Source organism: Vibrio sp. L3-7 (assembly GCF_963898195.1).
Taxonomy (GTDB): Bacteria; Pseudomonadota; Gammaproteobacteria; order Enterobacterales; family Vibrionaceae; genus Vibrio; species Vibrio echinoideorum.
Map to the genome: position 1 here is coordinate 40246 of NZ_CAWQUW010000019.1, position 22269 is coordinate 62514.

Genomic DNA, 22269 nt, shown 5'->3' on the forward strand with positions numbered 1-22269 from the left:
AAGTCATTGGATGACTTGCCTTTCTCTTTCTTATCTAACGGGCAAAGACCCAATACTGACTAAACAGATAGTTAGTCACCATACCAACCAAAATACCAACCGCCATTGCGATAAACACAGCGCCAGCAAACGTAGGCAGTAATTCCGTCATCAGCTTAAAGCACAGCAAATTAGGTACCGCCGATATCGACGCTGAGAAAATGAATTTCTGCCACTGAATCAGTTTTTCAGACCAACTACCCAGCCCCTTAAACCCAAAGGTCAGTACGCGATTACCAAACCACGTTGTCGTTGCAGCAGCAATGAAGGAGCCAATTCGCGCTGTCATTAAAGGTAACCCAATAACGTAATGCAGCAATGTAAACACAAGGCAATCAACAACAAACCCGCCAGCACCAACCACTGCAAACCGAACCATCTTGTGATGGGACTGTAGCCTTTGACTGTGTTTCTGAAGCTTGTTATTGATCATTCGCAGCCCTGAGTTAACGCTGAACATCACTTTCACTTCGAATGTGGCTCAACGACAAATTTGGTTTGATGTTTTGGCTATGACAACTAAACAAAGCGCGCTTTATTTTCACCGTTGGTTCCAAAATACAGGTTAACGCGTTGTCTTTAATCTTGGTTTCTACTTCCGCTCTTTTACCAATCAAATAGAACTTGTCGATACCGTCAAGTTGTTCGATATCAAGCAGTTTTTTTGCTTGTCCGCGGCTGTAAAACTGCCCAGAGAACGGTCGTTTACCGACATAAAAACTTGGCGATGAATCGGTGATCTGTTCAAAGATGATACGGTCACTTTTCTCATTCGCTTTACCTAAGTTCAAGTAAACCATCGCTATCATCAGCAACACTGGAAGAACCAAGGCCACGCTCGAGAACCACTTCTTATCTTTTTCTATTACGAGTATAGCAACCAACAAACCAAGAGCTGGAATACCCGGTAGGACGTACGCTGGGAGAATGTTACCCGCCATAGTGAAAAGGATCAGAGGCGAAATAAGCCAGCACACAAGGAATGAAAACAAGCCGCGATTTTCAGTATTAATTTCTACAATTTTCTTACGTCGAGCAAACGCTAGTATAGGTAATACAATCGACCAAGGCGCAGCGGCTTGAATCCAGAACACCCAGATCATACCTCGTGCTTGGTCATGAGCAGAACCGTACAGATCGCCTTCCCAGCCACTCACAACAAAACGTTTAAAGTGCTCACCAACAATAAAGTAATCAATGAAACCTGGTGTTGCCATCTCAGCCATGATGTACCACGGTAAAGCGATCGCTAGCATCACACCTAAGCCAGACAATAATGGAAAACGTTGCCAAAGAACTTTAAACGCACCCAAAAATCCGTGTTGCAATATCAACCAAGGAAAAACCGCAATACCCATAATCACAATTGCGACAGGTCCTTTTGCAAGCAGACCTAACGCTAATCCAACAAAACCAACATAACCCCAAGCTCTATTGGTTTTCGCTCTTCCTTCAGCTTTCTCTTGCCCTCTCCAACACAAATAGAAACCGAGCATCGCGATGGTCATAGCCAATGTTAATGCGATGTCTGTCATCACAGCGCCCGCGGCAATTGAGAAAATACCGCATGTCGCCAACACTACCGCAGCGACCAACGCGCTTTGCCCGGTTCGCTTCGCCATGTAAGCCGTTAACAAAATCGTTGCTACACCGGCTAACCAATGTGGCGCGCGAACGGCAAACTCACTCAAGCCAAACAGCTCAATACCAGCAGCACTCATCCATGTGAACAACGGTGGCTTGCCCCAAAAAGGAATACCGTAATCAAACTGAGGTGTTAACCAATTGCCGGTTTCCACCATCAAACGAGCCATTTCTCCATAGCGCGCCTCCGTAGTATCCATTAACGGATAAGTCGCCAAAGATAGGAGTCTTAAAATCAGTGCAAAAGCCAACAAATACCATAGGTGCGTTCTGTTCAGGCTCATGCTGACTCCTCTAATTTGAAATGTGTTTTTAATGCAGGTGTATCGACGACCGACTGAATCAGATACAGAGGGCGATTCTTGGTTTCGATGAAAATACGACCTATGTATTCCCCCATCAAACCAATACTTAAAAGTTGTATGCCGCCAAGGGCAAGTTGTACGACCATCATTGACGGATAGCCCGTGATTGGCTCACCAAACATCATGGTTTTGAATACGATAACCATGCCATACAAAAAAGCAGTGAGCGCTACTAGGCCACCCAGTACTGTAGCGATGCGCAGCGGGCGAATCGAAAATGAGGTAATTCCATCCATTGCCAAGCCAACCAACTTCAAGTAATTCCACTTAGTCTCACCACAAAAGCGAGCATCGCGCTTAAATTGGATCGTTGCTTGTCTGAAACCTGGCCATGAAAAAATACCCTTCATATAGCGGTTACGTTCTGGAAGCTGATTGATATGATCGACAACTTCTCGGCTCAATAATCGGAAATCACCGACATTCTCAGGAACATCGATCTTTGCAGCCATATTCATTACTTTATAGAAGCTTGCTGCTGAAAATTTCTTAAACCAAGTTTCGCCGTCACGTTGACTGCGCTGCATATTGACCACGTCAAAACCTTCGCGCCATTTTGCTACCATTTGTGGGATTAGCTCAGGAGGATCTTGTAAGTCAGCGTCTAACAAAATCACCGCTTGCCCGCGACAATGTTCTAAGCCAGCGCTCATCGCTGACTCTTTGCCAAAATTACGGCTTAAACCAATAACAGAAATCGAGCTGTTGATTGAAGTGAATGAACTCACCAAGTCCAAGCTGTTGTCTTTGCTTCCATCATCGACATAAATGATTTCACTAGTGATAGGCGAACTATCGAGAACCTTGGTTAGGCGAGAATGGAACTCTTCCAAAACCTCTTGCTCATCGTAAAACGGTACAATAATAGACAAAGAGACGGCTGGATTAATTTGCGATGTGGAGACTTTAGGGCGGCTTATATGAAGTTCAGACATAATACATTCTTCTATTTTTTAATCTGAAGCCAATCTACCCGCACATAAGTGAAAGTTATGTTGTTGACATATTTTTCACGCTCACTCAGGATAATGTTACTGTCTATTTCTGTATGAGAATCAAAATGAAACGAGTTCTATTAGTCGAAGATAACCGTGAAATTGCGGGTGTCTTGTTTGATTATTTTGAGTGTATTGGCATGGAACTCGATTATGCGGACAACGGTGAACTTGGCTTACAGCTCGCATTAGAAAACTCATTTGATATCATAATATTAGACTTAATGCTGCCACGAATGGACGGCCTCACGGTTTGTAATAAACTGCGAGAACAAGGTATTGCTACACCTATTTTGATGCTGACCGCCTTAGATAGCCGCGAAGATATGCTGAAAGGCTTTGAACATGGTGCCGATGATTATCTCACCAAACCTTTTGACTTAGATATCTTAGAAGCGAGAATGAAGGCGCTCGTTCGTCGTTACCGTGGAAAAGTAGCTTCTTCTAAACTTCAGTTTAATGAACTCACAATTGACCAAAAAACCCGTAAAGCTTACCGCCAAGACAAGCTACTCGCGCTGAACCCCACCACTTACACCATACTTGAGATGCTGTGCCAAAAAGCACCTGAAGTAGTGACTCGCGAAGATATCTCATACAAGCTTTGGGAAGAAGACGAACCCAATAATGATGTGTTACGCAGTCACATCTATCAATTGCGTAATCAACTCGACAAGCCTTTTGACACTCAGATGTTAATTACTGTTCCTAAAGTCGGTTTCCGTTTGGAGCCAACCCGTTGATTCTAAATGTACTCACCAGCACCAAAACCTTGACGGGGCGCTTAGCGGTATTCTTTGGAATAATGGCTGTGATTGTCTCAGCTTTTGTCTACGTGGTTTTTGTGTCAGCGCTGTACTTATCAGAAGACCGCGTGGGTGAAAGACGTATCCTGATTGACCGAAACTATGCTGTAGAAATCTTTCAATCAGGAAAAAGTGGAGAGCTGCGCATTGACGGTTTGACGATGGCCTATAACGATCTATCTCATGTACCAAAAAGATACCTGCAATATATAAAGGGCAAAGAGAGCTTTCTTGGTGAGGTCGGCGATGAACCCGAATCCCGAATGATGTATGCCGGTGAATACTCCCATGGTGGAAATACCTACCCTATAATCCTTTTATCTGAAATAGATCGCGTCGAATTTGATAACTATGAACTGATGTACGCGACTACTTTTGTGTTAACGCTGCTTTCGATTCTAATATTCAGTTTTGGTGCCTTACTTTATCGGTTATCGAAACGACTCATAGAGCCTTTCAACTCACTTTCAGAACAACTCGAGACAAATAAATTAAACCTAGGTGAAGAGTTCGGGGTAAACGACGACGCTGCGGTTGAATTTCGTCAACTGACAGATCAACTCAATCAGTATCACCGAGAAATCAATTCTTTGATCAAGCGTGAACAAGCTTTTGCTCGCTACTCAAGTCATGAGTTAAGAACACCACTGACGGTTGTGCGCGGTGCAAACAAGCTGTTATTGAGAAGCGAAACGACTGAGTTTCAATCTCGTCAAGTTGAGCGTATAGATGATGCAATTGTCCAGATGTCTGAAATGGTCGATGCCTTACTTGGCCTCGTGCGTTATGAAAGAAACAGTGATGACGCGCCGTTACGTTTGTTTACCCAACAAGAATTAGAGGGCATCATTTCGAAAAACTCGTTACAGGCAGATGACAAAGAAGTAGAGATCTCTTTACAGGTTCAATCAGAACCAACCATTCAAGCCACCAGCGCTATTATGAACATGTTGATTGGTAATTTATTAAGGAATGCGATTGCTGCGACCAATAGTGGCACTGTAACCATCACCCTCTCCCAAGACAACCTTGTGATTGAAGACCAAGGCGAAGGCCTTCAGGAACAGTACAATCCAAATGGTCATGGATTAGGTCTATTGATTGTCGAAGACCTATGTCAACGCTTCGATTGGAGCTTTCAGTTATTCAATCGCAGCTGTGGTGGGTGCACCGCGAAAATCGCCTTTCAAACCGATTCCCCCTTGTCCATACCAGAGCAAATAAACTCGTAGTACTAGGCTCAATATCCACCGAAAACTTGATTTAGTTGGTTTACAGCGCTCGCTAGCTACTAGATACTCACTGGTCCTATTTGATTTAAAAATGTTGGCTTCTTAGTCAACATTTTATCTAAGTGCGATGAAACTAAATAATAGCCCTGTAACTCAGCATCAATACAACGACCACACCTTTTTCTTGAAGCGTGACGATCAACTCCACTCTCACTTTTGTGGTAATAAAGCACGCAAGTTCATGAAACTGCTCGAAGATGAGCACCCTAATACTACAACCTTGATCAGTTATGGCTCTGCGCAAGCTAATTCTCTCTTCTCTCTTGCTGCACTGGCAAAGATTAAAGGTTGGACGCTTGAGTTTTATGTAGACCATATTCCTCAATGGCTGCATGAACGTCCAATAGGTAACTACCGTGGCGCTGTCGACTTAGGGGCTAAAGTGATTTCAGTTAAAGAAACTGGAGCAGAGCTGCACCCAAAAGCATACATTGAACAAGTTAGAAAACCCGACTCTCATTGCATTGTGTTGCCCGAAGGCGGACGCTCTCAACTTTCGGAGTATGGCGTAAAACAACTGGCGATGGAGATACTCAGCTGGACACGTTTCGAAAACCAACATGAATTCGTCGTGGCGCTGCCAGCAGGCACAGGTGCCACCGCTCTCTACCTCCATAAGCATTTAAAACTACACAATATCCCGGTCTTAACTTGCGCTTGCGTTGGTGGTAATGACTACTTAACACAGCAATTTAACGAGCTTGGCGAAACAGATCACCCGCAGATACTGCCACTTACAACAAAACACCATTTCGGTAAGTTGTATCAAGACGATTATCAAACTTGGTTGGACCTTCAAGAGCAAACCAATATTGAATTCGACCTACTTTATGACCCTTTGATGTGGCAATGCTTAGAACAATGGCAAGAAACTAATCCAACCAAGACCATTATCTATATTCATCAAGGTGGCATCTTAGGCAATGAATCCATGCTGCCGCGCTATCAGCGGAAATATCCGGATGTGAGCAGCAGCAATACCAAAACCAACACGTCTTGGTAGTTATTCAACCTTGATCATTCCTATCTTCATGATCCTAACGTCATTCAACTGAGAACTTTATCGTTCGCAGCAAAATAGCCACTACATATCGTTGCAGTGGCTATCTGCTAAATTCCTATTCCATCGTTACCTTCAAGATCACGAGTCAAATAAGAAAAAGGAAACTGGCGAGAATCATCGTGTTATCTATAATTTTGATTGGAATATCAATTGTCACTAAAGGAATAACGCATGCGAACACTCACTACGTTAGGTCTACTTTCAGCTCTACTCCCCTTATCTGCGATTTCTGGAGAGAACGTCACTTACCAAGTCGACGGCATAGACTACGAAGGTTATTGGAGCGAAGCCAGTGACCAAGCGCCTTTAGTGCTGTTAGTACACGATTGGGATGGTTTAACGGATTACGAAAAAAAACGTTCTGAAATGCTCAACGAACTTGGTTACAACGTGTTCGCGATCGACTTGTTCGGCAAAGGTATTCGCCCTACTGAAGTAAAAGACAAAAAACAACATACCGGCGAACTGTATAAAGACAGAGAAAAAATGCGCACGTTACTTAATGCTGGAGCGATGGAAGCGAAGAGGCTTGGTGGTAACTTAGATAACAATGTGATGATGGGGTATTGTTTCGGCGGCGCTGCCGTTTTAGAAGCCGCTCGCGCGGGTATCCCTTCTAAAGCTTATGTTACCTTCCATGGCGGTTTATCTACACCAAAAGGCCAAGATTACTCTCAGACAAAAGCCCCAGTTGTCGTGTTCCACGGAACGGCAGATTCCATGATATCAATGGAAGACTTTGGGAGCCTAGCAGCTCAACTTGAAACAACCAAGGTTCAACATGAAATGGTCACCTACAGTGGTGCTCCACATGCGTTTACCGTGTTCGGCTCAAATAACTATCAACAAGAAGCCGACCAGAAATCGTGGGATCGCTTCACTCACGTATTAGAAACCACCACCAGATAAATGCTCAATATTAAGCCAGAAACTACAACCCCATTCTAGAACTCAAGAATGGGGTTACTTTCACATTCATTAGTCACAGAGCTACAAGTAGCGATGAATACTCAAGTCATCGGTTTTTATATCACTAGCGAAGCCGCTAACCACGTTTGCCAAGATCTTTCCTGAGCCGCATGCCATCGTCCAACCCAGAGTCCCGTGACCAGTATTGGTGAACAGATTCTTGATTGGCGTTTTGCCTATAATAGGCGTGCCATCGGGTGTCATAGGCCTTAACCCAGTCCAATATTCCGCTTTAGAAAAGTCACCAGCGTCAGGAAAGAGATCTTTGATCACCATATCAATGGTGGCTTTACGCTTTTCAGGAATAAGATAATCAAAACCTGCGAGTTCTGCCGTGCCTGCAATACGAATACGATCATCAAAACGAGTCATCGCTACTTTGTAGGTTTCATCCATGACAGTAGACGTCGGTGACTTATCTGCATTTACGATAGGCAGTGTTAGTGAGTACCCTTTGACAGGGTAAACAGGAATAGAAAGGTCTACTTGCTTCAGCAGATCACGAGAATAACTGCCAGACGCGACTACGTAAGCGTCCGCTTTGAAGTCACCTTGAGTCGTGGTAATACTTTCAATGGTTTGATTCTGATGATTGAGTCTCACCACTTCAGTATCAAAAACAAACTGAACCCCAAGCTTCTTCGCTTTTTCAGTCAAGGTTAAACAGAACTTATGGCAATCACCCGTTTCATCGTGTGGTAAATATAGTCCACCCACCAGCTTATCTTTAACGTCCGCTAAACCCGGTTCAATAGATAAGCACTGCTCAACATCAAACAACGAATGTTCAATTCCGCTCTCTTTGAGCAGCTTCATATCTTGCTGAATGAAATCCAATTGTTTCTCGCTTCGAAACACTTGCAGCGTCCCTTTCTGCCTGCCCTCATAAGCGAGTTCTTCACTGTTTCTTAGATGAGTCAGACAATCACGGCTGTAATTGGCGACTCTTAACATCCGCGATTTATTTTGTGCGTATTTGGCTTCGTTGCAATTGGCAAGCATTTTGGTTGCCCAAGAAACCAATTCAGGGGAAAGTGACGGTTTCACTTTTAATGGCGCATGCTCTTGGGTTAACCATTTCATCGCTTTTAAAGGGATTCCGGGCGCAGCCCATGGTGATGAATAACCGTAAGAGATTTGGCCAGCATTCGCAAAACTGGTTTCCTTACCACTGCTATCCTGTCGATCAATAACCGTCACCGAGTGCCCTTCTTTCGCTAGATACCAAGCACTGGTCAACCCGATAACACCGCTACCAATAACAATAACTTCCATTCTCTTCCCCTAATACACAGCACAAACTCAACCTGTTGAGCACTGTTTTCAATTCAAACACGACTTTCGTTAATAATTTGTAACTTATTCGGCAGATGTTGATATAACAATAGTAGAAGCGTTGACAAAAAATCAATTCAGTTTAAAAACGAATCTCGAAGTTGAAAACTGTGAGGTTGGGTATGCAGTTAGGTTGTAGTTAAGCAGCAGAATCAGTGACTAGCCATCGGAGAGTTAGCTTGAGGATGACACTAATTTTTAAGCTTGGATAAATGAATGCGCGGAAGTGCTTATTTCGATCCGCTCTATACCAGCCTAAATATTATAAGCATCATGACTCAAGAACGTCGCATTCTCGAGTAAGAAATCTAACAGCGTTTCGGCTTGAAGCGTAAGTGCACGGCCTTTTAAAGACTGAACCTTAACGGTCGCTTTCGATAACATTTCCAGCTCTGTAGCAACCACTTCGATTTGCCCCGACTTAATCTCATCAATCACGGTAAGCTTTGGCATGAACGTGACGCCCAACCCTGCTGACACAAAGTTAGTTAGTGCAGTAACAGAATTCGTTTGGAGCTTTGGCTGCAGGGTAATATGGGACATTTGCTCTGCATGTTTCACTAACCGCCCCATTCCTGTCGAGTTATCGATTAATGCAACAGAAACATCTTTAATGTCTTGAAGTGTCACTGGCGCTTCTTTCATCGTCAAAAAGTGCCCTTTGGGAGCGATGAGTTCTAGGGGATGGCTGCGCTCAACATGTGAATGTAATTTAGGGTGTGGAGCAGAGGCATAGGTGATTGCAAAATCTATCTGTTGATCTTCAAGCATTTTGACCGCGTCTAACGCTCCAGCTATCTCAATCGATAGATTGATATCTGGATAACGAGCCATGAAAGTTTGCATCGGCTTGGAAACCAAGTTGGTAATAAATCCTTCACCAATGGCAATACTAACATTACCCCCTTTGAGATTTTTCAACTTGCTCAGCCGCGCCATTACCGCGGCCTCTCCACGAACGATTGAACGATAGTAGTTCAACAGTTCGTTACCCGCTTCGGTTAAAAGTGACTGTCGATTATTACGCTCCCAAACTTTCATTTCAGCTTGAGCTTCCAACTGCGTCAGCATTCTACTCATTGCCGCAGGGTCGACGTTCATCATTTTAGATGCCTTACGCAATGATCCATATTTTGATAATGCGTTTAAATACTCAAGCGCACGGATATTAAAATGATGCATTCAACAACCTTGTGGTTCAACTGGCACGAAGAACAAGACTCTCATACATTTGGCGCAAACATGTATTCCAATTTATCGAGATCCAGTTTGTGCTCACTAACTTGTGCTCCGAGTCACTTCAAGACTACGGTTGATCGGCTATTCAGTTTGTTTTATCTGTTCCAAACAAGACAAAGGCGACAACTTTCGTTATCGCCTTTGTACTACGGATTACGGATTACGGATTACGGATTACGGATTACGGATTAAGTATAAATAACGACTATTTCAGCGCCAATAATTTATCAGTGAACTCAGCGAAACCATATCCGCCCGGTTTCTGCATCACAACAACCGGGTGATGCGATAACTTCGTCCAATAGTGTTCAATATTCGCTACACCAACACTGAAAGGCAGTGCTTCAAACATGAACTGATCATTCATAGAATCGCCTACATAACAGGCATGTTGGAGTATCTCTTCATCCGACAATCCTTTCTCTTTCAAGAAGGCTGTTGAAGTAGCTCTTTTCGAGTGCTCACCATACCAAGCATTAATGTGTATTGAGCTTGCTGTCGCATGCGCGCCTAACGCATGAATCTTAGAAACGATTTCTTCAATAGTGACATCATCGACTCGAGGGCGATTCTGGCCAATATCAATCGCAACTTCACATAGGCGATAAGACTGGTCGAGCGTTAAAGACAAATCTGGGTAATCATTCAGAATGTCTAAGACCTCTGCCTTTAGGCGCTGCTGTTCCGCTCTGACGTCTTCTAAAGGCGTCTGAGATCGCAACGTGAGGTAGCCATTCTGCTTTTCCATAATAAAAGCCCCGTTCTCACCGAGAACCGCATCCACTGGCCATAATTGCGCGATATGATCACACCAGCCAGCACACGCACCCGTTACAGCCACGACTTTTTTCCCCGCATCTTTTAGCGCTTTCAATGCCACCAATGTTTCTGGCGGCAACTGACCTTGCCAAGTTAAGGTATCGTCGACATCCGTCAGTACCCAATCAATGTTTTTCCAATTCTGGTCTAAATCATTCGTTACCGAATTCATTTCTACACCCTCAAATATAAACTAACTTATTAGTGTTAAAGTAAATTCGGCAAAAACATCACTAAACTTTCAGAGAAAGTCAGCAACATCAACACCGACAATAAAGCGAGTAGCAAAGGCACTACTTCTTTTACAAAGTCGACCATACGAACCTTCAAGATGGAACATACAGTAAACATCATCGAACCGAACGGTGGCGTTACACCACCAATCATAATATTAACGATCACGATGATGCCGAAGTGAACCGGGTTTACCCCTAGGTTAAGCACAGCCGGAAGCAGCAACGGCGTTAAGATAATCATCGCTGCGCCACCTTCGATGAACATCCCTACAACGAGCAACAACACGTTAATCAACAGCAACAAGAGTAACTTGTTATCAGTAAGTTCTATCAAAGCAGACGCAACATTGTGCGGAATTTGCTCTAGGGTCATGTAGTAACCGAAGACCATTGCTCCGATAATAATGAACATCACACTACTGGTGCCCTGTACCGTTTCACGCATGATTAACGGAATATGTCGCAGGCCAAGCTGACGATAAACAAAAATGCCAATAATCGCACAAAGCAATACTGCTATTGCACCCGCTTCTGTCGGCGTAAACAAACCAAAACGCATTCCAAGAATAATGCCGAAAGGAATCAGCAAAGCTGGAATTGCTTTTAGAAAGTAATGAACACGTTCTTTCGCAGACGCTGGCTCAGAACGAGAAGGCTTATAACGTCGCTTACGTGCGATGAACGCAATAGTCACCATCAGCGATAACGCCATCAAAAATGCTGGCACATAACCCGCGATGAACATTTGGTGAACCGATACATTCGCTAACAGAGCGTAAATAATTAAGTTGATACCCGGTGGAATAACAGGGCTAATACTCGATGACGCCGCCGTCACAGCCGCTGTAAATGGCAGATCATAGCCACGCTTGGTCATTTCAGGCGCAAGAATCTTCGATTGCATCGCAGCATCGGCATTCGCAGAGCCAGAAATACCACCCATTAACGTACTCAACGCCACATTAACTTGAGCAAGCCCACCCGTTTTATGGCCAATCATTGAATCTGCAAAAGCCAACAAGCTTTTACTGATCCCCGCATAGTTCATCACCGAGCCAACCATGATAAAAAAGGGAATGGCCAACAATGGAAACGACTCTGTCGAACTAATAAAGCGTTGCATCACTAAACTGACGGGAATCGAGTCATTGATAAAGAGAAAGTACACCATTGCCGAAGCAATCAATGAAAACGCAATGGGTATATTCAATAGAAATAGAACAAAAAGAATCAGGATTGGAAGATAGCTTTCCATTAATCGTACCTACTTAAAAGAGCGCTTTAGAGAAGCGACATCGTTGACGATGAATCGAACCGTGTGGATTGCCATCAATGAAAAGCAGAGTAACAACACGCCATTGATAGAAAAATATGACATGCCCATCACTGGCGTTACCTTATTGGATAACATCAAGTATTGGTAACTCAGAACAGCCATCAGAATGTTCAGAGCCAGTAGGAAGATAGAAACACATAACCTAAACGGGATTTTTGCTTTTTCTGGCAGCATGGCGACCACCACATCAACACCCATGTGGAGCTTGTGTTTATAGCAGGAACTAATGCCTAAATAGACAGCCCATATGAAGCAAATAACCGATAGCTCTTCGCTCCAAGGGACAACAAATCCAAACCCATAACGCAACACAACGTTAATAATGACCACTAAAACGGTAATCGAAATAGCTATAGAGGCGAGGATTTCTTCAATATTTTTCAATAAAAACAAAAGACTTCTCCAATGAAATACCCGACATCACGTCGGTTACTTCAGGAATAAAACGACCTGAAGGAAATCAGGCCGTTTTCATTAACGAATTAATCTACATTCGCAGAATTACTGTGCAGCTCGAATCGTTTCCAATTCTTTCATGATCGTTGCGTGTATACCTTCGCTCCATGTTGGGAACTGGTTGTATACGTCAGCTGTCAACTCATTGAATTCATCCGAGTTAACTTCATTAAACTTAACGCCTAGCTCTTCGAGTTTTTGAGTGTATTCAACATCAAGCTTAACCAGCTCTGCAGTATTAGATTCAGCGCCTGCTTCTAGCTCTTCATTGATGATTTGCTGTTGCTCTGGCGTAAATTTGTCCCAAAGTGTCGGTGAAATGTAGATACCAACCGTGCCTAGGAAGTGTTTAGTCAAAGACATGTTCTTTGCTACTTCGTAGATTTTGGTTGAGTACATCGTCAAAATCGAACCTTCAAGGCCGTCAACAACACCTTGTTGAACACCGGCATAAGTTTCTGGGAATGGCAGAGAAGCTGGAGCCGCACCCATTGCTGAAAGTGTGCTAATGAACAACTGACTTTGTGGAACACGGATACGCATCCCTTTCATGTCTTCAGAATTCACAATCTCTTTATTGGTGATCATGTGACGGAACCCAAACATATAGTCTGCATTCAATACTTTAATGCCTTTTTCTTCAGCTTTAGCCTTCAAGCCCGCGACAAATTCCGTATCCATCATCGCTAAATATTCATCATACGTGTTATACAACATTGGGCCAGCCAGTGCTGCGAAGTCTGGTACGTAATCACCCAGGTAGGTCAAATCCTCAACGGCAATCCAGTTTGCGCCGTTAACGACTTGCTCCAAGTTGTCTTTATAAACCGGTAATTGACCACCAGGAAAAACTTTAATATTTACCGAACCTTCAGTTCTTTCGCGTATTTTGTCGGTTGCTTTGATGAGCTCTTGGGTTAACAACTCGTTTTGAGTGAACACAAGGCTCATGTTGATATTAATCGGCTCGTCTTTAGCGTCCGCTCCAGCCTTGTCAGCTTCACCACAACCAACAAGTAACGTTGCCGCCATAATTACTGTACCTAATAGCTTTTTCATTTTTTAATCACCTTATCGTGGCTATCTTTTCTAAATATAGAGGGTGTTATTAAGTTTTCGTAGAGTATGTAAGTGAATTATTACATTCATATGAACATTTATCTTAGCCACTTGAACACATTGAGGATAAGGTCTCACTATTGTATAAACTCTAACCGACTTCTTTTAACCAGTTCTCAGTTAAAATGGGGTGATATAGCCTATCGATAATAAATCTGTAATAAAATAAAGCTAATGTCCCCTAAATTTTCAAATGAACATCGAGAATACATTATGATTACAGGCCACCGCGGTGCCGCTTCTTTAGCACCAGAAAATACGCTAGTCAGTATTGAGCAAGCAGCGAAAGCAGGCGCAGACTGGGTTGAAATTGATACCCAGCTCAGTGCCGACGGTATCCCTATGGTTTTTCATGATAGAACGGTGAACCGCTGTACTAATGGGGCTGGGAATATTGCAGACTTAGATCTCACTGCGCTCAAGGCTTTAGACGCTGGCAGTTGGTTTGGTAGTGAGTTTGCAGGCACCTCAATTCCGACGTTAAGTGAAGCGCTAGACAAGTGCCTAGAACTCGGTCTGACTCTGAATCTTGAGATCAAGATATATGACAATAAGGCGATCAAACCTTTAGTTAACCAAGTTATTGCGCTGATAAAGCAAAAGAACTTTCCTAGCGAGAAACTGCTCATCTCAAGCTTTAAAAAGGAAGCGTTAAGTCTTTGCCAAGAGTTAATGCCTGAAGTTAGACGAGGATTTATCTGCGAAGTATGGAATGATTTCAGCCTTGAATCGCTCCAGCCACTCGACCTATACAGCATTCACATTGACCACCGAATACTTGATGAACAGACCGCAAAAACAATCAAGGCTTCAGGTACAGTACTTAAAATATGGACATTAAACGACCCACTGCTGGCGAGTAAATACCTCAACCTAGGTGTTGATAACATCATTACCGACGTACCAAACAAATTTTAGTGAGCTTCTATGGAACTGAACCACCGCCAAAAACAAATACTCGCGACGCTTAAAGCGAATCAAGACGTACAGATCGACCATCTAGCCGAGCTATTTACCGTAACCACTCAGACCATTCGTCGTGACGTCAACCACTTATGTGAACAAGGTTTAGCACGAAGAGTGCACGGAGGCGTGAGCTTACCGACAACGCTAACCAACACCAGTTATCGATTCCGTGCTGGTGTTGAATCAGAAACGAAAGACAGTATCGCCATGGCTGTTGCAAACGCTATACCTGAAGGTTCAACGGTAATGATGGGCATTGGCACTACCGTCACTCGTATCGCACAGTACTTATTGGCAAAGCCTGCATTACGAGTGATCACCAATAACCTGCAAGTCGCTCGAATCCTTGAAGCAAACGAGCAGATTGAAGTGTATTTAGCGGGTGGTTTATTTCGCAGAGAACATCAAGACATGGTGGGAAGTAGCGTGGTCCACTTCTTTTCCGATTTTGAAGCCGACATTGGTATTTGCGGTTGTGGCTCAGTAACAGACAGCCATTTTGCAATGGAACATGAGCAGGTTGAAGCCGACCTTTCAAAATCTATTGTCAAAAACAGCCGCGAAAGTTGGCTCGTAGCTGACGCAAGTAAATGGGGCCGTTTTGCTGCTCTGAAGGTAGCATCGTTGGAGCAATTTGATCGTATATACACCAACAACACCCAATTACCTTCTGAACTAAGCATACAATTAGTCGAAGATGACGCTCATACTTAGATAAAAATGCTAAGCCTTTCAAAATATCCAGCAATCTATGCAAACAAGTTTAAGCGTCAAGCACCAGGTTAGGTCGAATCAAGTCATAGACATAATCGAGGTCATCATTGAGTTGAAACTGATTGTTGATGATGCCACCAGCCATGTGAGAATGCCCACCTCCAAAGCCAATCCCTTTATCGTTCAGTGCCCTTCTAACTATCTTCGCTACATTGTTTTTAGAACATTCTGAACGAAGAGAAATAAAGGTTTTCTCATGACTCCTAGCAATGAGGACGACGATATCAAGCTCATCAACACTTAATAGAAAATCTCCTAATACACCGAGCATATTTTTAGGACAACCCTCAGGAAGCACCGCAAATGCTGCATTTTTTTCACGGCGCAAGTTAGTAAGCATTGAACTGAAAAGTTGCAATTCGTGGAACTCGACCTGATTACGACAAATCTTGTTGACCATGGTATTGCCTGCCCTCTCTTGAAGGTACAGCAGTGCTTTTAGATCAGCCGCTCCGACAGCCCGAGTAAAGTTAGCGGTATCAAAGCTCAAACCGACCAATAGTGCTGTTGCAACTTTTTGTGGCATCGGCAAAGAAAAATAGCGGTAATACTCGACCATCATAGTTGCTGTTGCGCCATAATTTGCTCGCACATCGGAGTACCATACAAAATCTGGAACTTTTACTTGGTGGTGATCAATCACTGCGACTTCTAAACCAGGAACGTCGGTAACATTCTTCTCACCAATACAGCCATCAACAACAATAACCTTGTCGTCTGGTTGTAGCTTCAAGTCTTTTGGCTCATAGATTGGAATCTCTAACCAATCGATTAGATTCCTCAGTGACACTCTATCGATGTAACCATGAAAGGTAATAAATGGGTGAAAACCTTTCTTTTTTAATAGGTAAGCTAGAGCGTACGCCGAAGACAACGCATCATGGTCTGGGAAGTCATGAGCTTGAACAATGATTCGTTTATTGCCTTTGAGTCTTTCTAGAAAGGTATCGAATTTTGAATTTGCCATAATCCAACTGCTGATAAAGCTCTAGCTTTGTAAGAAGCCAGAGCTAATGTGTTAATGGTTAACTCTTATGAATCAAACGGTACTCTGCACTCGATAAAATCGCTTCTTCAAGCGCATCGACACCTAACGTACTGTAACCATAAAAGTTTGGTTTGGCGCTCAATCGCAAAGACTGTACGCTCGTTACGACATCTTCGTCCATCGTTAACGAGTCAACGACGGCAGCAAGCAAATTCTTATTGCCTTTGGTCATTGGCGCAATAAATTCACTAACGCCACTGATTGAAGAATAGAGATAGCCGAATTCCCCACCGTTATTTTCTTCAATGTAATAATTGCCAGTTCTAGCGAACGATGCTCGAATTTCATTAACACTTTCAATGGTATTAAAAGGCTGATTGAAAAACTCTACACCACCTGCATGTTCTCGTGTTTCAGGTACAAAACCTTGATCAGGAAAGACAAGGTAAGCGACAATAGCGTTATCTCTAGTAATCGCAGACAGTATGAAATGATCATCTTGATAATATTTGATCACATCACCACTACTTGAACGTTTTATATATACTGGTGCGCCAAAAGTTTGATCCAAAGCTTCAGCGGATGAACGAATATATATTCTCTCTAGCTTTCTATGAGATGGAATATCTGTCATTTGAGAAAGACCAAAGTCGAACATCTTTTCCAATGCATCAAAGCTGTCATTAAAGCCACCCAAAGCAATAGAAATAACCGATACCAAACCAATGGTACGAGCTAGACCGCCTTTCTTTTGCTCTTCTAACAGAGACTCTTGTGTCTCTTGCAGTTCTTGTAATTCGTCTTGAATATCTTTAGAAATATCAGTTTTCTGTTCTTCAGACATTTTTAACCTTTGATCTCGTCAATTGTATCCATCAATGCATCTTTGCCGTCTTCAGCACGTTCCTGCACTCGCTCAAAAGCATCGGTGTCCATGATATCTTCAATTTCGTCGCTGTAATTAAGGCCTAGGTAAATACCAATAACGATGAAAAATAAAGCGAAAATCTTAAACATATTTAATCTCACCTCTTAAAAAAGTTAAAGCACATGCTTTTCGCAAGTGCTTCAAAAAGCTTTACTTATATAACGCAATACGGCTGTTCACTTTCTTCAAGTAATTTTTCGTTTCATCGTATGGCAACTTCGCGACCAAATGGTTGTACACCTCTTGTGGAGTCATCTTGTTGATCACTTTAGACGCTTTACCGATACTCGTTGACCGATCTTCGTTGAATGCCCGGGCAACATTACCAGCGCCAGTGTTATAAGCCGCAATCACACAGTACAAACGACTTTCATCATTCTCAATCTTGCGCAGATACTTACTATTTAGGATATCCAAATAAGCGGTACCGGTTTCAACATTGATGACAGGCTGATACAAGTCCGAGACCTTCATTGGCGCATCGATATTGCGAACTTGTTTGTTCACGTCATGCCCCGCACTGGTTGGTACTACTTGCATCAAACCAAACGCCGGTACGTGTGATTTAGCATCAGGGCGAAAAGCGGATTCAGAATGCATAATTGCCATAATCAATGCTGCATCTATTTCCCAGTTTTTACTCTCTTTCTCAGCCAATGCACTGTACTTGCCTGCGCGCGCTTTTAAGCTATTTTCAGGAAGCTTAACTTTATAGCTGATCACCTTCTTCGGCTGAATTGGAGCAGATGCTACTTCCACAACCGACTTTGTCTCTTCTGCTTTAGGTCTCAACTTCGCTGTTTTGTCCGTTACTTTTTCTTCTACTTTCGGCACTTCTTGAACAGGTGCTGTCTCTACCTTTGTGGCTTGTTGTAATTTTTCAGCGATGAACTCTGGTCGCTCTACCTTAATGCCATGTTTAACTCGCATGTCATCAAATAGCTTCGTTTGCGCTGCAATACGCTCTTGCGCTTTTGCCAGCAACGTCAATTTTTTGTTGTGAGCACGCTGGTAGATAAACGACTCAGGGATTCCGGTATCTGATTGAATTAGCCGCTCCGCCTGAACATCAAGTTCATTCATTTGGCTTTGGGTTTGTTTAATAACGAAGTCTTTCTCTTGCTGCTCTTTTTCCCAAGAGTACAAAACCTCGTGGTCTTGAGCTTTCAACCCAGATAGCTCTACAACTTGCCCTGCGACTTCTACCGGGATTTCTGTTACAAGAGCATTAATCTCTTCTGCACTGCTGTCTTTATCGACTAAAACAGAAACGGTCGCTGTATTATTTTCATAATCCACGGCGGTTTTAACTCGATCACCTTGCGAGTATTCAACTTGTTTTGTTTGAGAAGAAACCTCTCCATCACCCCATGTTTTAATAAGATCTGTGCGACGTTCATCAAGCTTCTTGGTGTATTCGTCACGCCATTGTTCATATTCATCCAAATACGCATTCACATAAGCATGGAACTCTTTCAGTTTTTCTTCTTGGGATTGACTGGCATTAATCACTGCATTGTTTAACTGCTGTTTTTGGTTATCTGACACCGCAAGCGTTGGGAAACTAATTGCCGCAGAGATTGCGATAGCTAACCCTGTTTTGGTGATCGTTTTATACATAACTAACTCCGAGATTGCATAGAAACAAAAGGCCACTCAATCGGCGGCCTTTTCACTTTAACTAATCCGTCATACCACGATTATTTTTTCAAAGCATCGAATGCCGCTGCAAGATCTGCTGCTGCTTTCTCGTTGTTGAATTGCTCCCAAAGTGCAGAATCTTCACCGCCAACTTCGTCGATAACCTTGTTCATGTTCGCATCATAAGCCGCTTGGTCCATACCAACGAGGACGTACAAGCCACCAGCAGGGCTAGCTTGACTTACAATGACACGGCTGTTTGTAAGCGTTTTGTTCACTACGGACTTAGTGATATTTTCAAACGTCTCTTTAACGTCTTCTGTTACTAACGTTAAACCTTCAGCAGAAGAGGTTGATGTTACGACCTCTGTCGCAGCCTGGAATAAGTTACTTACGTCAGTTTCGAATTCAGCGGCAAGGTTTACACGTGCATCATTTACAGCGATCTTGCGCATAACACTCATACCAGCCGCACTTTTCTTCGCGTAACCTTTCGCAGCAGCGGCCAGATCAGTAGGAATCACATCACAGATCCAACCTGGCGCTTCAACAGTAGGTGCATCAGGAAACGTACATTGTGCAAAATTCTGTGCTTGCTCAACCGTGATGTTGTTGCTTTGACAACCAGCAAGAGCGGTCACTAGTGATGTTGCAATTAGTAATTTTTTCATCTTCAATACTCTTAAAAGTCGAGTTAATCCAGGATGCATTCAAGATCAGTCCAGTGACATTTTTCTGGAACAATCTTACCCAGAGAACCCGCCTCAACTCTCTTTGCAGTCTCTTCATCTATCGATACCCAAGAATACTTTGGCGTAACTGCGTTGTGTTGGTTGTTTACTACGTGACCTTTGCCGATAGGAAAAATTTCAACGTCTCCCTCATTAGACTTCATGGCTTTGGAAAACAATACTTCTGCACCTGGTGTCACTTTTTTGTTAGTGCCCATATTGAGTTTAACCATGCTGCCGTGTTCGCACTGGCGAAGCTCTGATACTGGAGCGCTTGCGGCTAACAATTGCTTAAGATCGTAGGTATGTTCGACCGCTTCTGTAGCCGCTTTGTTTGCTAAACTTTGATACTGTCCGATGGAGATCGGGCATTCGGAATCGCTCTCTTCGACCGTAATTTGCTCATCACCTTTCATTTCAATCCGCTTGATTAAGCTCATACTTGGAACAGCTACCACTTTCGCTACTGCTTTTACGGTTACTTCAAACTTACACTCTGCTGGATAGTGTTTAACTTCCCCATCGTCTTTTTCACGTTCGCGCTCTTCTTTATATTTGTATGTAAGGTCAGATGCAGTAATTTCTGTGATCACAGCGATATCAGCAACAGAAGCTCCTTTAGTGTTATAACGACCACTTTGTTCGGCAAATACGATTTCTTTCTTAAGCTTATTTGCTAAGCTACGATCAACAAGCTCTGCGCCTGACGTAGATATTTGTGTTTCAAGCTCATTGCGCATAGAAGTAATGAGCTTAGTTTTCGCTTCGTCCTTAAAGGATATACTTGGTGAAAGAACGATCACTTTAATATCTTCTGTTGATGGAATTTCAACTTCTGATTTTTCTATTTCTACTCGTGTATCTGGGGTACAAACCTCAACTGCAGGACTAGCACAGCCAGCTAGAGTTGCAAGCACAGCAGTAGCCATCAACGTTTTTTTTAACATTATTTCTCCGAATATCATCAGTTAATTATATTTTCAGGTGGGGAAGCGAACTTATTATTTGATTAAGCCTAACGCTGTCCAAATCCCTTTTTCTTTTACTTGCTCATTTAAATGGCGAGCAGCGCCTTCATCCGCGTACTTAAAGCTTGTTACTGAATTACCCGTCGATATAATTTCACTACGAGAGATAGTTTTTGCTTTCATGTTGATCACTTTAACGTTTGAAATCAGTGTCGAAATAAACGCACCCCCCACTTTATTTCGTCGGCGTTCTGAATCAACGTGTAGTACGTGAGTTTGGTTTCTTCTCTTGGAAGTTGAGGTAGCAATATTAAATTCCGATAATTGCTTACCTAATAACTGTGTCGCTTTCTGTGAATTTCTATCATAAGAAAGACGGATATTAATTTGGCTGCTGATATTTTTATGAGTCGCTATAAGCTTATCGATAGAACGAGTGTCTACTTGATATCCTGACTCTAAAGGCGCAAGCATTGCCGTTCTCACCGAGACCTTATGCTGCAACTGGTAGGCACTGCGGTTGTCTAGCCACCATAACAATTTATCTTGATGCTCAAGCGCGACAAGTTTTGCTTCAGAGCTGCGGTTCATCTCTTTTATTTCACGAATCAATTGCTGCGTTACTAAGTTTTTTTTAACCCTAACCTCGACAAAAGCACCAAGTTCACTCTCTTCCATTTGCAGATATTCAATACCATTGAGGGTTAGTGATTCGGTTTTTGTATTTACTTTGTTATCTACTAGGCTATTTGAAAACCCAGCACCATTCGTTTCACGCGCGGTTTCTCGCATGTAAAAAGAAGATTCAACTTGAGTCCAAAGCTTTTCATTGATGTTATTGACCGCAATCTTTTTTGCGTGAGACAAGGTCCTTGCCTGTGCCACTGCATAAATACACTCATTAGTGTCTACTTGAGGTTTTAAATACCAAGCTGGTTTAGTTGATTGGCAACCAGTAGTAAATAAAAGTCCGACAACCACGGAGAATAATAGAAGTTTTTTATATTTGAAAACATATGGCACTAAGGTCTAATAAATTTCCCGGCATGTTATAGCGTCATTAAATAACATTCAAATCGCCACATTGAGAGAGTGGTCTATTTTTATTCATAAAATGTACACTATTTAAATAATCATCGATTCACCAACATCAGTCAGGTGAGGTAAATGACAAGATAAATAGCATAACCGTATGATATAAAAAGATTTATATCTCATTCAAAAACACAAAAAAACCGTAAAATTTAATTAATTTTATTAATTTTATTTTCAAAAAATTCGATAAGAATAAAGGGGAACGTCAAAAACGTTCAAAAAACAAACTAACCTTTCTCATTTATAATATAAAACTTCACTGCTAAATTTAGTGAGTTCTAAAAAAATTATTATTAGAACAATTAGATTGTGGCTATTATTTGGACAGAGGGGAATATTGAACACCACGAATAGAAAACCAAAACGATTGTAGACCTGAAATCTGTGCTATTTCACAAGATGAGAGTAAAATTCAATCGGGAAGAGATAGGTGGTGTTGAAGCATGAAGTTCAATTCCTTAATTT

At 42.6% G+C, this 22269-nt stretch carries 22 protein-coding genes; 6 read left to right on the plus strand and 16 right to left on the minus strand.

Annotated features, from left to right (window positions below):
* Positions 1 to 34: 34 nt before the first annotated feature.
* From AACW75_RS14200 to AACW75_RS14210, 3 genes are read right to left on the minus strand one after another with little or no spacing between them, the layout of a single operon-like run.
* The gene (locus tag AACW75_RS14200) at positions 35 to 499 is read right to left on the minus strand and encodes a GtrA family protein (protein ID WP_135454643.1); all 465 of its coding nucleotides are present in this window, start codon (positions 497 to 499) and stop codon (positions 35 to 37) included.
* On the minus strand, positions 486 to 1967 hold the full coding sequence (locus AACW75_RS14205) for an ArnT family glycosyltransferase (RefSeq protein WP_145571928.1): 1482 nt from the start codon (positions 1965 to 1967) through the stop codon (positions 486 to 488). Before AACW75_RS14205 ends, AACW75_RS14200 begins: the two co-directional genes overlap by 14 nt.
* On the minus strand, positions 1964 to 2983 hold the full coding sequence (locus AACW75_RS14210; protein ID WP_017076397.1) for a glycosyltransferase family 2 protein: 1020 nt from the start codon (positions 2981 to 2983) through the stop codon (positions 1964 to 1966). Before AACW75_RS14210 ends, AACW75_RS14205 begins: the two co-directional genes overlap by 4 nt.
* A gap of 125 nt (positions 2984 to 3108) precedes the next feature.
* On the opposite strand from AACW75_RS14210, the gene AACW75_RS14215 reads away from it, so the two are divergent.
* The 4 genes from AACW75_RS14215 to AACW75_RS14230 all read left to right on the plus strand — a co-directional run bounded on the left by AACW75_RS14215 (position 3109) and on the right by AACW75_RS14230 (position 7113).
* The gene (locus AACW75_RS14215; protein WP_145571930.1) at positions 3109 to 3786 is read left to right on the plus strand and encodes a response regulator transcription factor; all 678 of its coding nucleotides are present in this window, start codon (positions 3109 to 3111) and stop codon (positions 3784 to 3786) included.
* Positions 3783 to 5081 (plus strand): sensor histidine kinase, encoded by a 1299-nt coding sequence (locus tag AACW75_RS14220; RefSeq protein WP_145571943.1) that lies wholly within the window; start codon positions 3783 to 3785, stop codon positions 5079 to 5081. The genes AACW75_RS14215 and AACW75_RS14220 overlap by 4 nt, the downstream gene beginning before the upstream one ends.
* Positions 5082 to 5208: 127 nt before the next feature.
* Positions 5209 to 6144 (plus strand): pyridoxal-phosphate dependent enzyme, encoded by a 936-nt coding sequence (locus AACW75_RS14225; protein ID WP_145571951.1) that lies wholly within the window; start codon positions 5209 to 5211, stop codon positions 6142 to 6144.
* A 231-nt stretch (positions 6145 to 6375) separates the two neighbouring features.
* Positions 6376 to 7113 carry a dienelactone hydrolase family protein gene (locus AACW75_RS14230; protein ID WP_145571953.1) on the plus strand — a complete coding sequence of 246 codons (738 nt, stop codon included), beginning with the start codon at positions 6376 to 6378 and terminating at the stop codon, positions 7111 to 7113.
* A gap of 81 nt (positions 7114 to 7194) precedes the next feature.
* On the opposite strand, the gene AACW75_RS14235 is transcribed toward AACW75_RS14230, so the two are convergent.
* The 6 genes from AACW75_RS14235 to AACW75_RS14260 form a co-directional block, all read right to left on the minus strand.
* Positions 7195 to 8448, minus strand: coding sequence for a D-amino acid dehydrogenase (locus AACW75_RS14235; protein ID WP_145571954.1), 1254 nt, complete (start codon positions 8446 to 8448; stop codon positions 7195 to 7197).
* 315 nt (positions 8449 to 8763) lie between these two features.
* On the minus strand, positions 8764 to 9690 hold the full coding sequence (locus tag AACW75_RS14240; RefSeq protein ID WP_145571956.1) for a LysR family transcriptional regulator: 927 nt from the start codon (positions 9688 to 9690) through the stop codon (positions 8764 to 8766).
* Positions 9691 to 9952: 262 nt separating this feature from the next.
* Positions 9953 to 10738: an HAD-IIB family hydrolase gene (locus AACW75_RS14245; protein WP_145571958.1), complete on the minus strand. Its 786-nt coding sequence runs from the start codon at positions 10736 to 10738 to the stop codon at positions 9953 to 9955.
* A gap of 35 nt (positions 10739 to 10773) precedes the next feature.
* Complete coding sequence (locus tag AACW75_RS14250; protein ID WP_145565028.1) at positions 10774 to 12057, minus strand: TRAP transporter large permease; 1284 nt, start codon at positions 12055 to 12057, stop codon at positions 10774 to 10776.
* Positions 12058 to 12066: 9 nt separating this feature from the next.
* Positions 12067 to 12531, minus strand: coding sequence for a TRAP transporter small permease (locus AACW75_RS14255; protein ID WP_017076406.1), 465 nt, complete (start codon positions 12529 to 12531; stop codon positions 12067 to 12069).
* 108 nt (positions 12532 to 12639) lie between these two features.
* Positions 12640 to 13653: a C4-dicarboxylate TRAP transporter substrate-binding protein gene (locus tag AACW75_RS14260; protein ID WP_145571960.1), complete on the minus strand. Its 1014-nt coding sequence runs from the start codon at positions 13651 to 13653 to the stop codon at positions 12640 to 12642.
* Positions 13654 to 13926: 273 nt separating this feature from the next.
* On the opposite strand from AACW75_RS14260, the gene AACW75_RS14265 reads away from it, so the two are divergent.
* Both AACW75_RS14265 and AACW75_RS14270 read left to right on the plus strand, forming a co-directional pair.
* A complete protein-coding gene (locus AACW75_RS14265; RefSeq protein WP_145571962.1) occupies positions 13927 to 14631 on the plus strand; it encodes a glycerophosphodiester phosphodiesterase family protein in 705 nt (234 codons plus the stop codon).
* Between the two features lie 9 nt (positions 14632 to 14640).
* The gene (locus tag AACW75_RS14270) at positions 14641 to 15393 is read left to right on the plus strand and encodes a DeoR/GlpR family DNA-binding transcription regulator (protein ID WP_145571964.1); all 753 of its coding nucleotides are present in this window, start codon (positions 14641 to 14643) and stop codon (positions 15391 to 15393) included.
* A gap of 49 nt (positions 15394 to 15442) precedes the next feature.
* Here the strand turns inward: AACW75_RS14270 and AACW75_RS14275 are convergent, their stop codons facing one another.
* From AACW75_RS14275 to AACW75_RS14305, 7 genes are all read right to left on the minus strand, one after another.
* Positions 15443 to 16420, minus strand: coding sequence for a DHH family phosphoesterase (locus AACW75_RS14275; RefSeq protein ID WP_145571966.1), 978 nt, complete (start codon positions 16418 to 16420; stop codon positions 15443 to 15445).
* 58 nt (positions 16421 to 16478) lie between these two features.
* Positions 16479 to 17285: an ETEC_3214 domain-containing protein gene (locus AACW75_RS14280; RefSeq protein WP_145571968.1), complete on the minus strand. Its 807-nt coding sequence runs from the start codon at positions 17283 to 17285 to the stop codon at positions 16479 to 16481.
* Between the two features lie 2 nt (positions 17286 to 17287).
* Entirely contained in the window at positions 17288 to 17458 is a 171-nt protein-coding gene (locus tag AACW75_RS14285; RefSeq protein ID WP_186437218.1) for a hypothetical protein, read from the minus strand.
* Between the two features lie 61 nt (positions 17459 to 17519).
* Complete coding sequence (locus AACW75_RS14290; protein WP_145571970.1) at positions 17520 to 18989, minus strand: transglycosylase SLT domain-containing protein; 1470 nt, start codon at positions 18987 to 18989, stop codon at positions 17520 to 17522.
* A gap of 80 nt (positions 18990 to 19069) precedes the next feature.
* Positions 19070 to 19681 carry a lipoprotein gene (locus AACW75_RS14295; protein WP_145571972.1) on the minus strand — a complete coding sequence of 204 codons (612 nt, stop codon included), beginning with the start codon at positions 19679 to 19681 and terminating at the stop codon, positions 19070 to 19072.
* A 23-nt stretch (positions 19682 to 19704) separates the two neighbouring features.
* On the minus strand, positions 19705 to 20688 hold the full coding sequence (locus AACW75_RS14300) for a hypothetical protein (protein WP_145571974.1): 984 nt from the start codon (positions 20686 to 20688) through the stop codon (positions 19705 to 19707).
* A gap of 54 nt (positions 20689 to 20742) precedes the next feature.
* Positions 20743 to 21576, minus strand: a complete 834-nt coding sequence (locus AACW75_RS14305) for a hypothetical protein (RefSeq protein ID WP_267135277.1) — start codon at positions 21574 to 21576, stop codon at positions 20743 to 20745.
* Between the last annotated feature and the right edge of the window lie 693 nt (positions 21577 to 22269).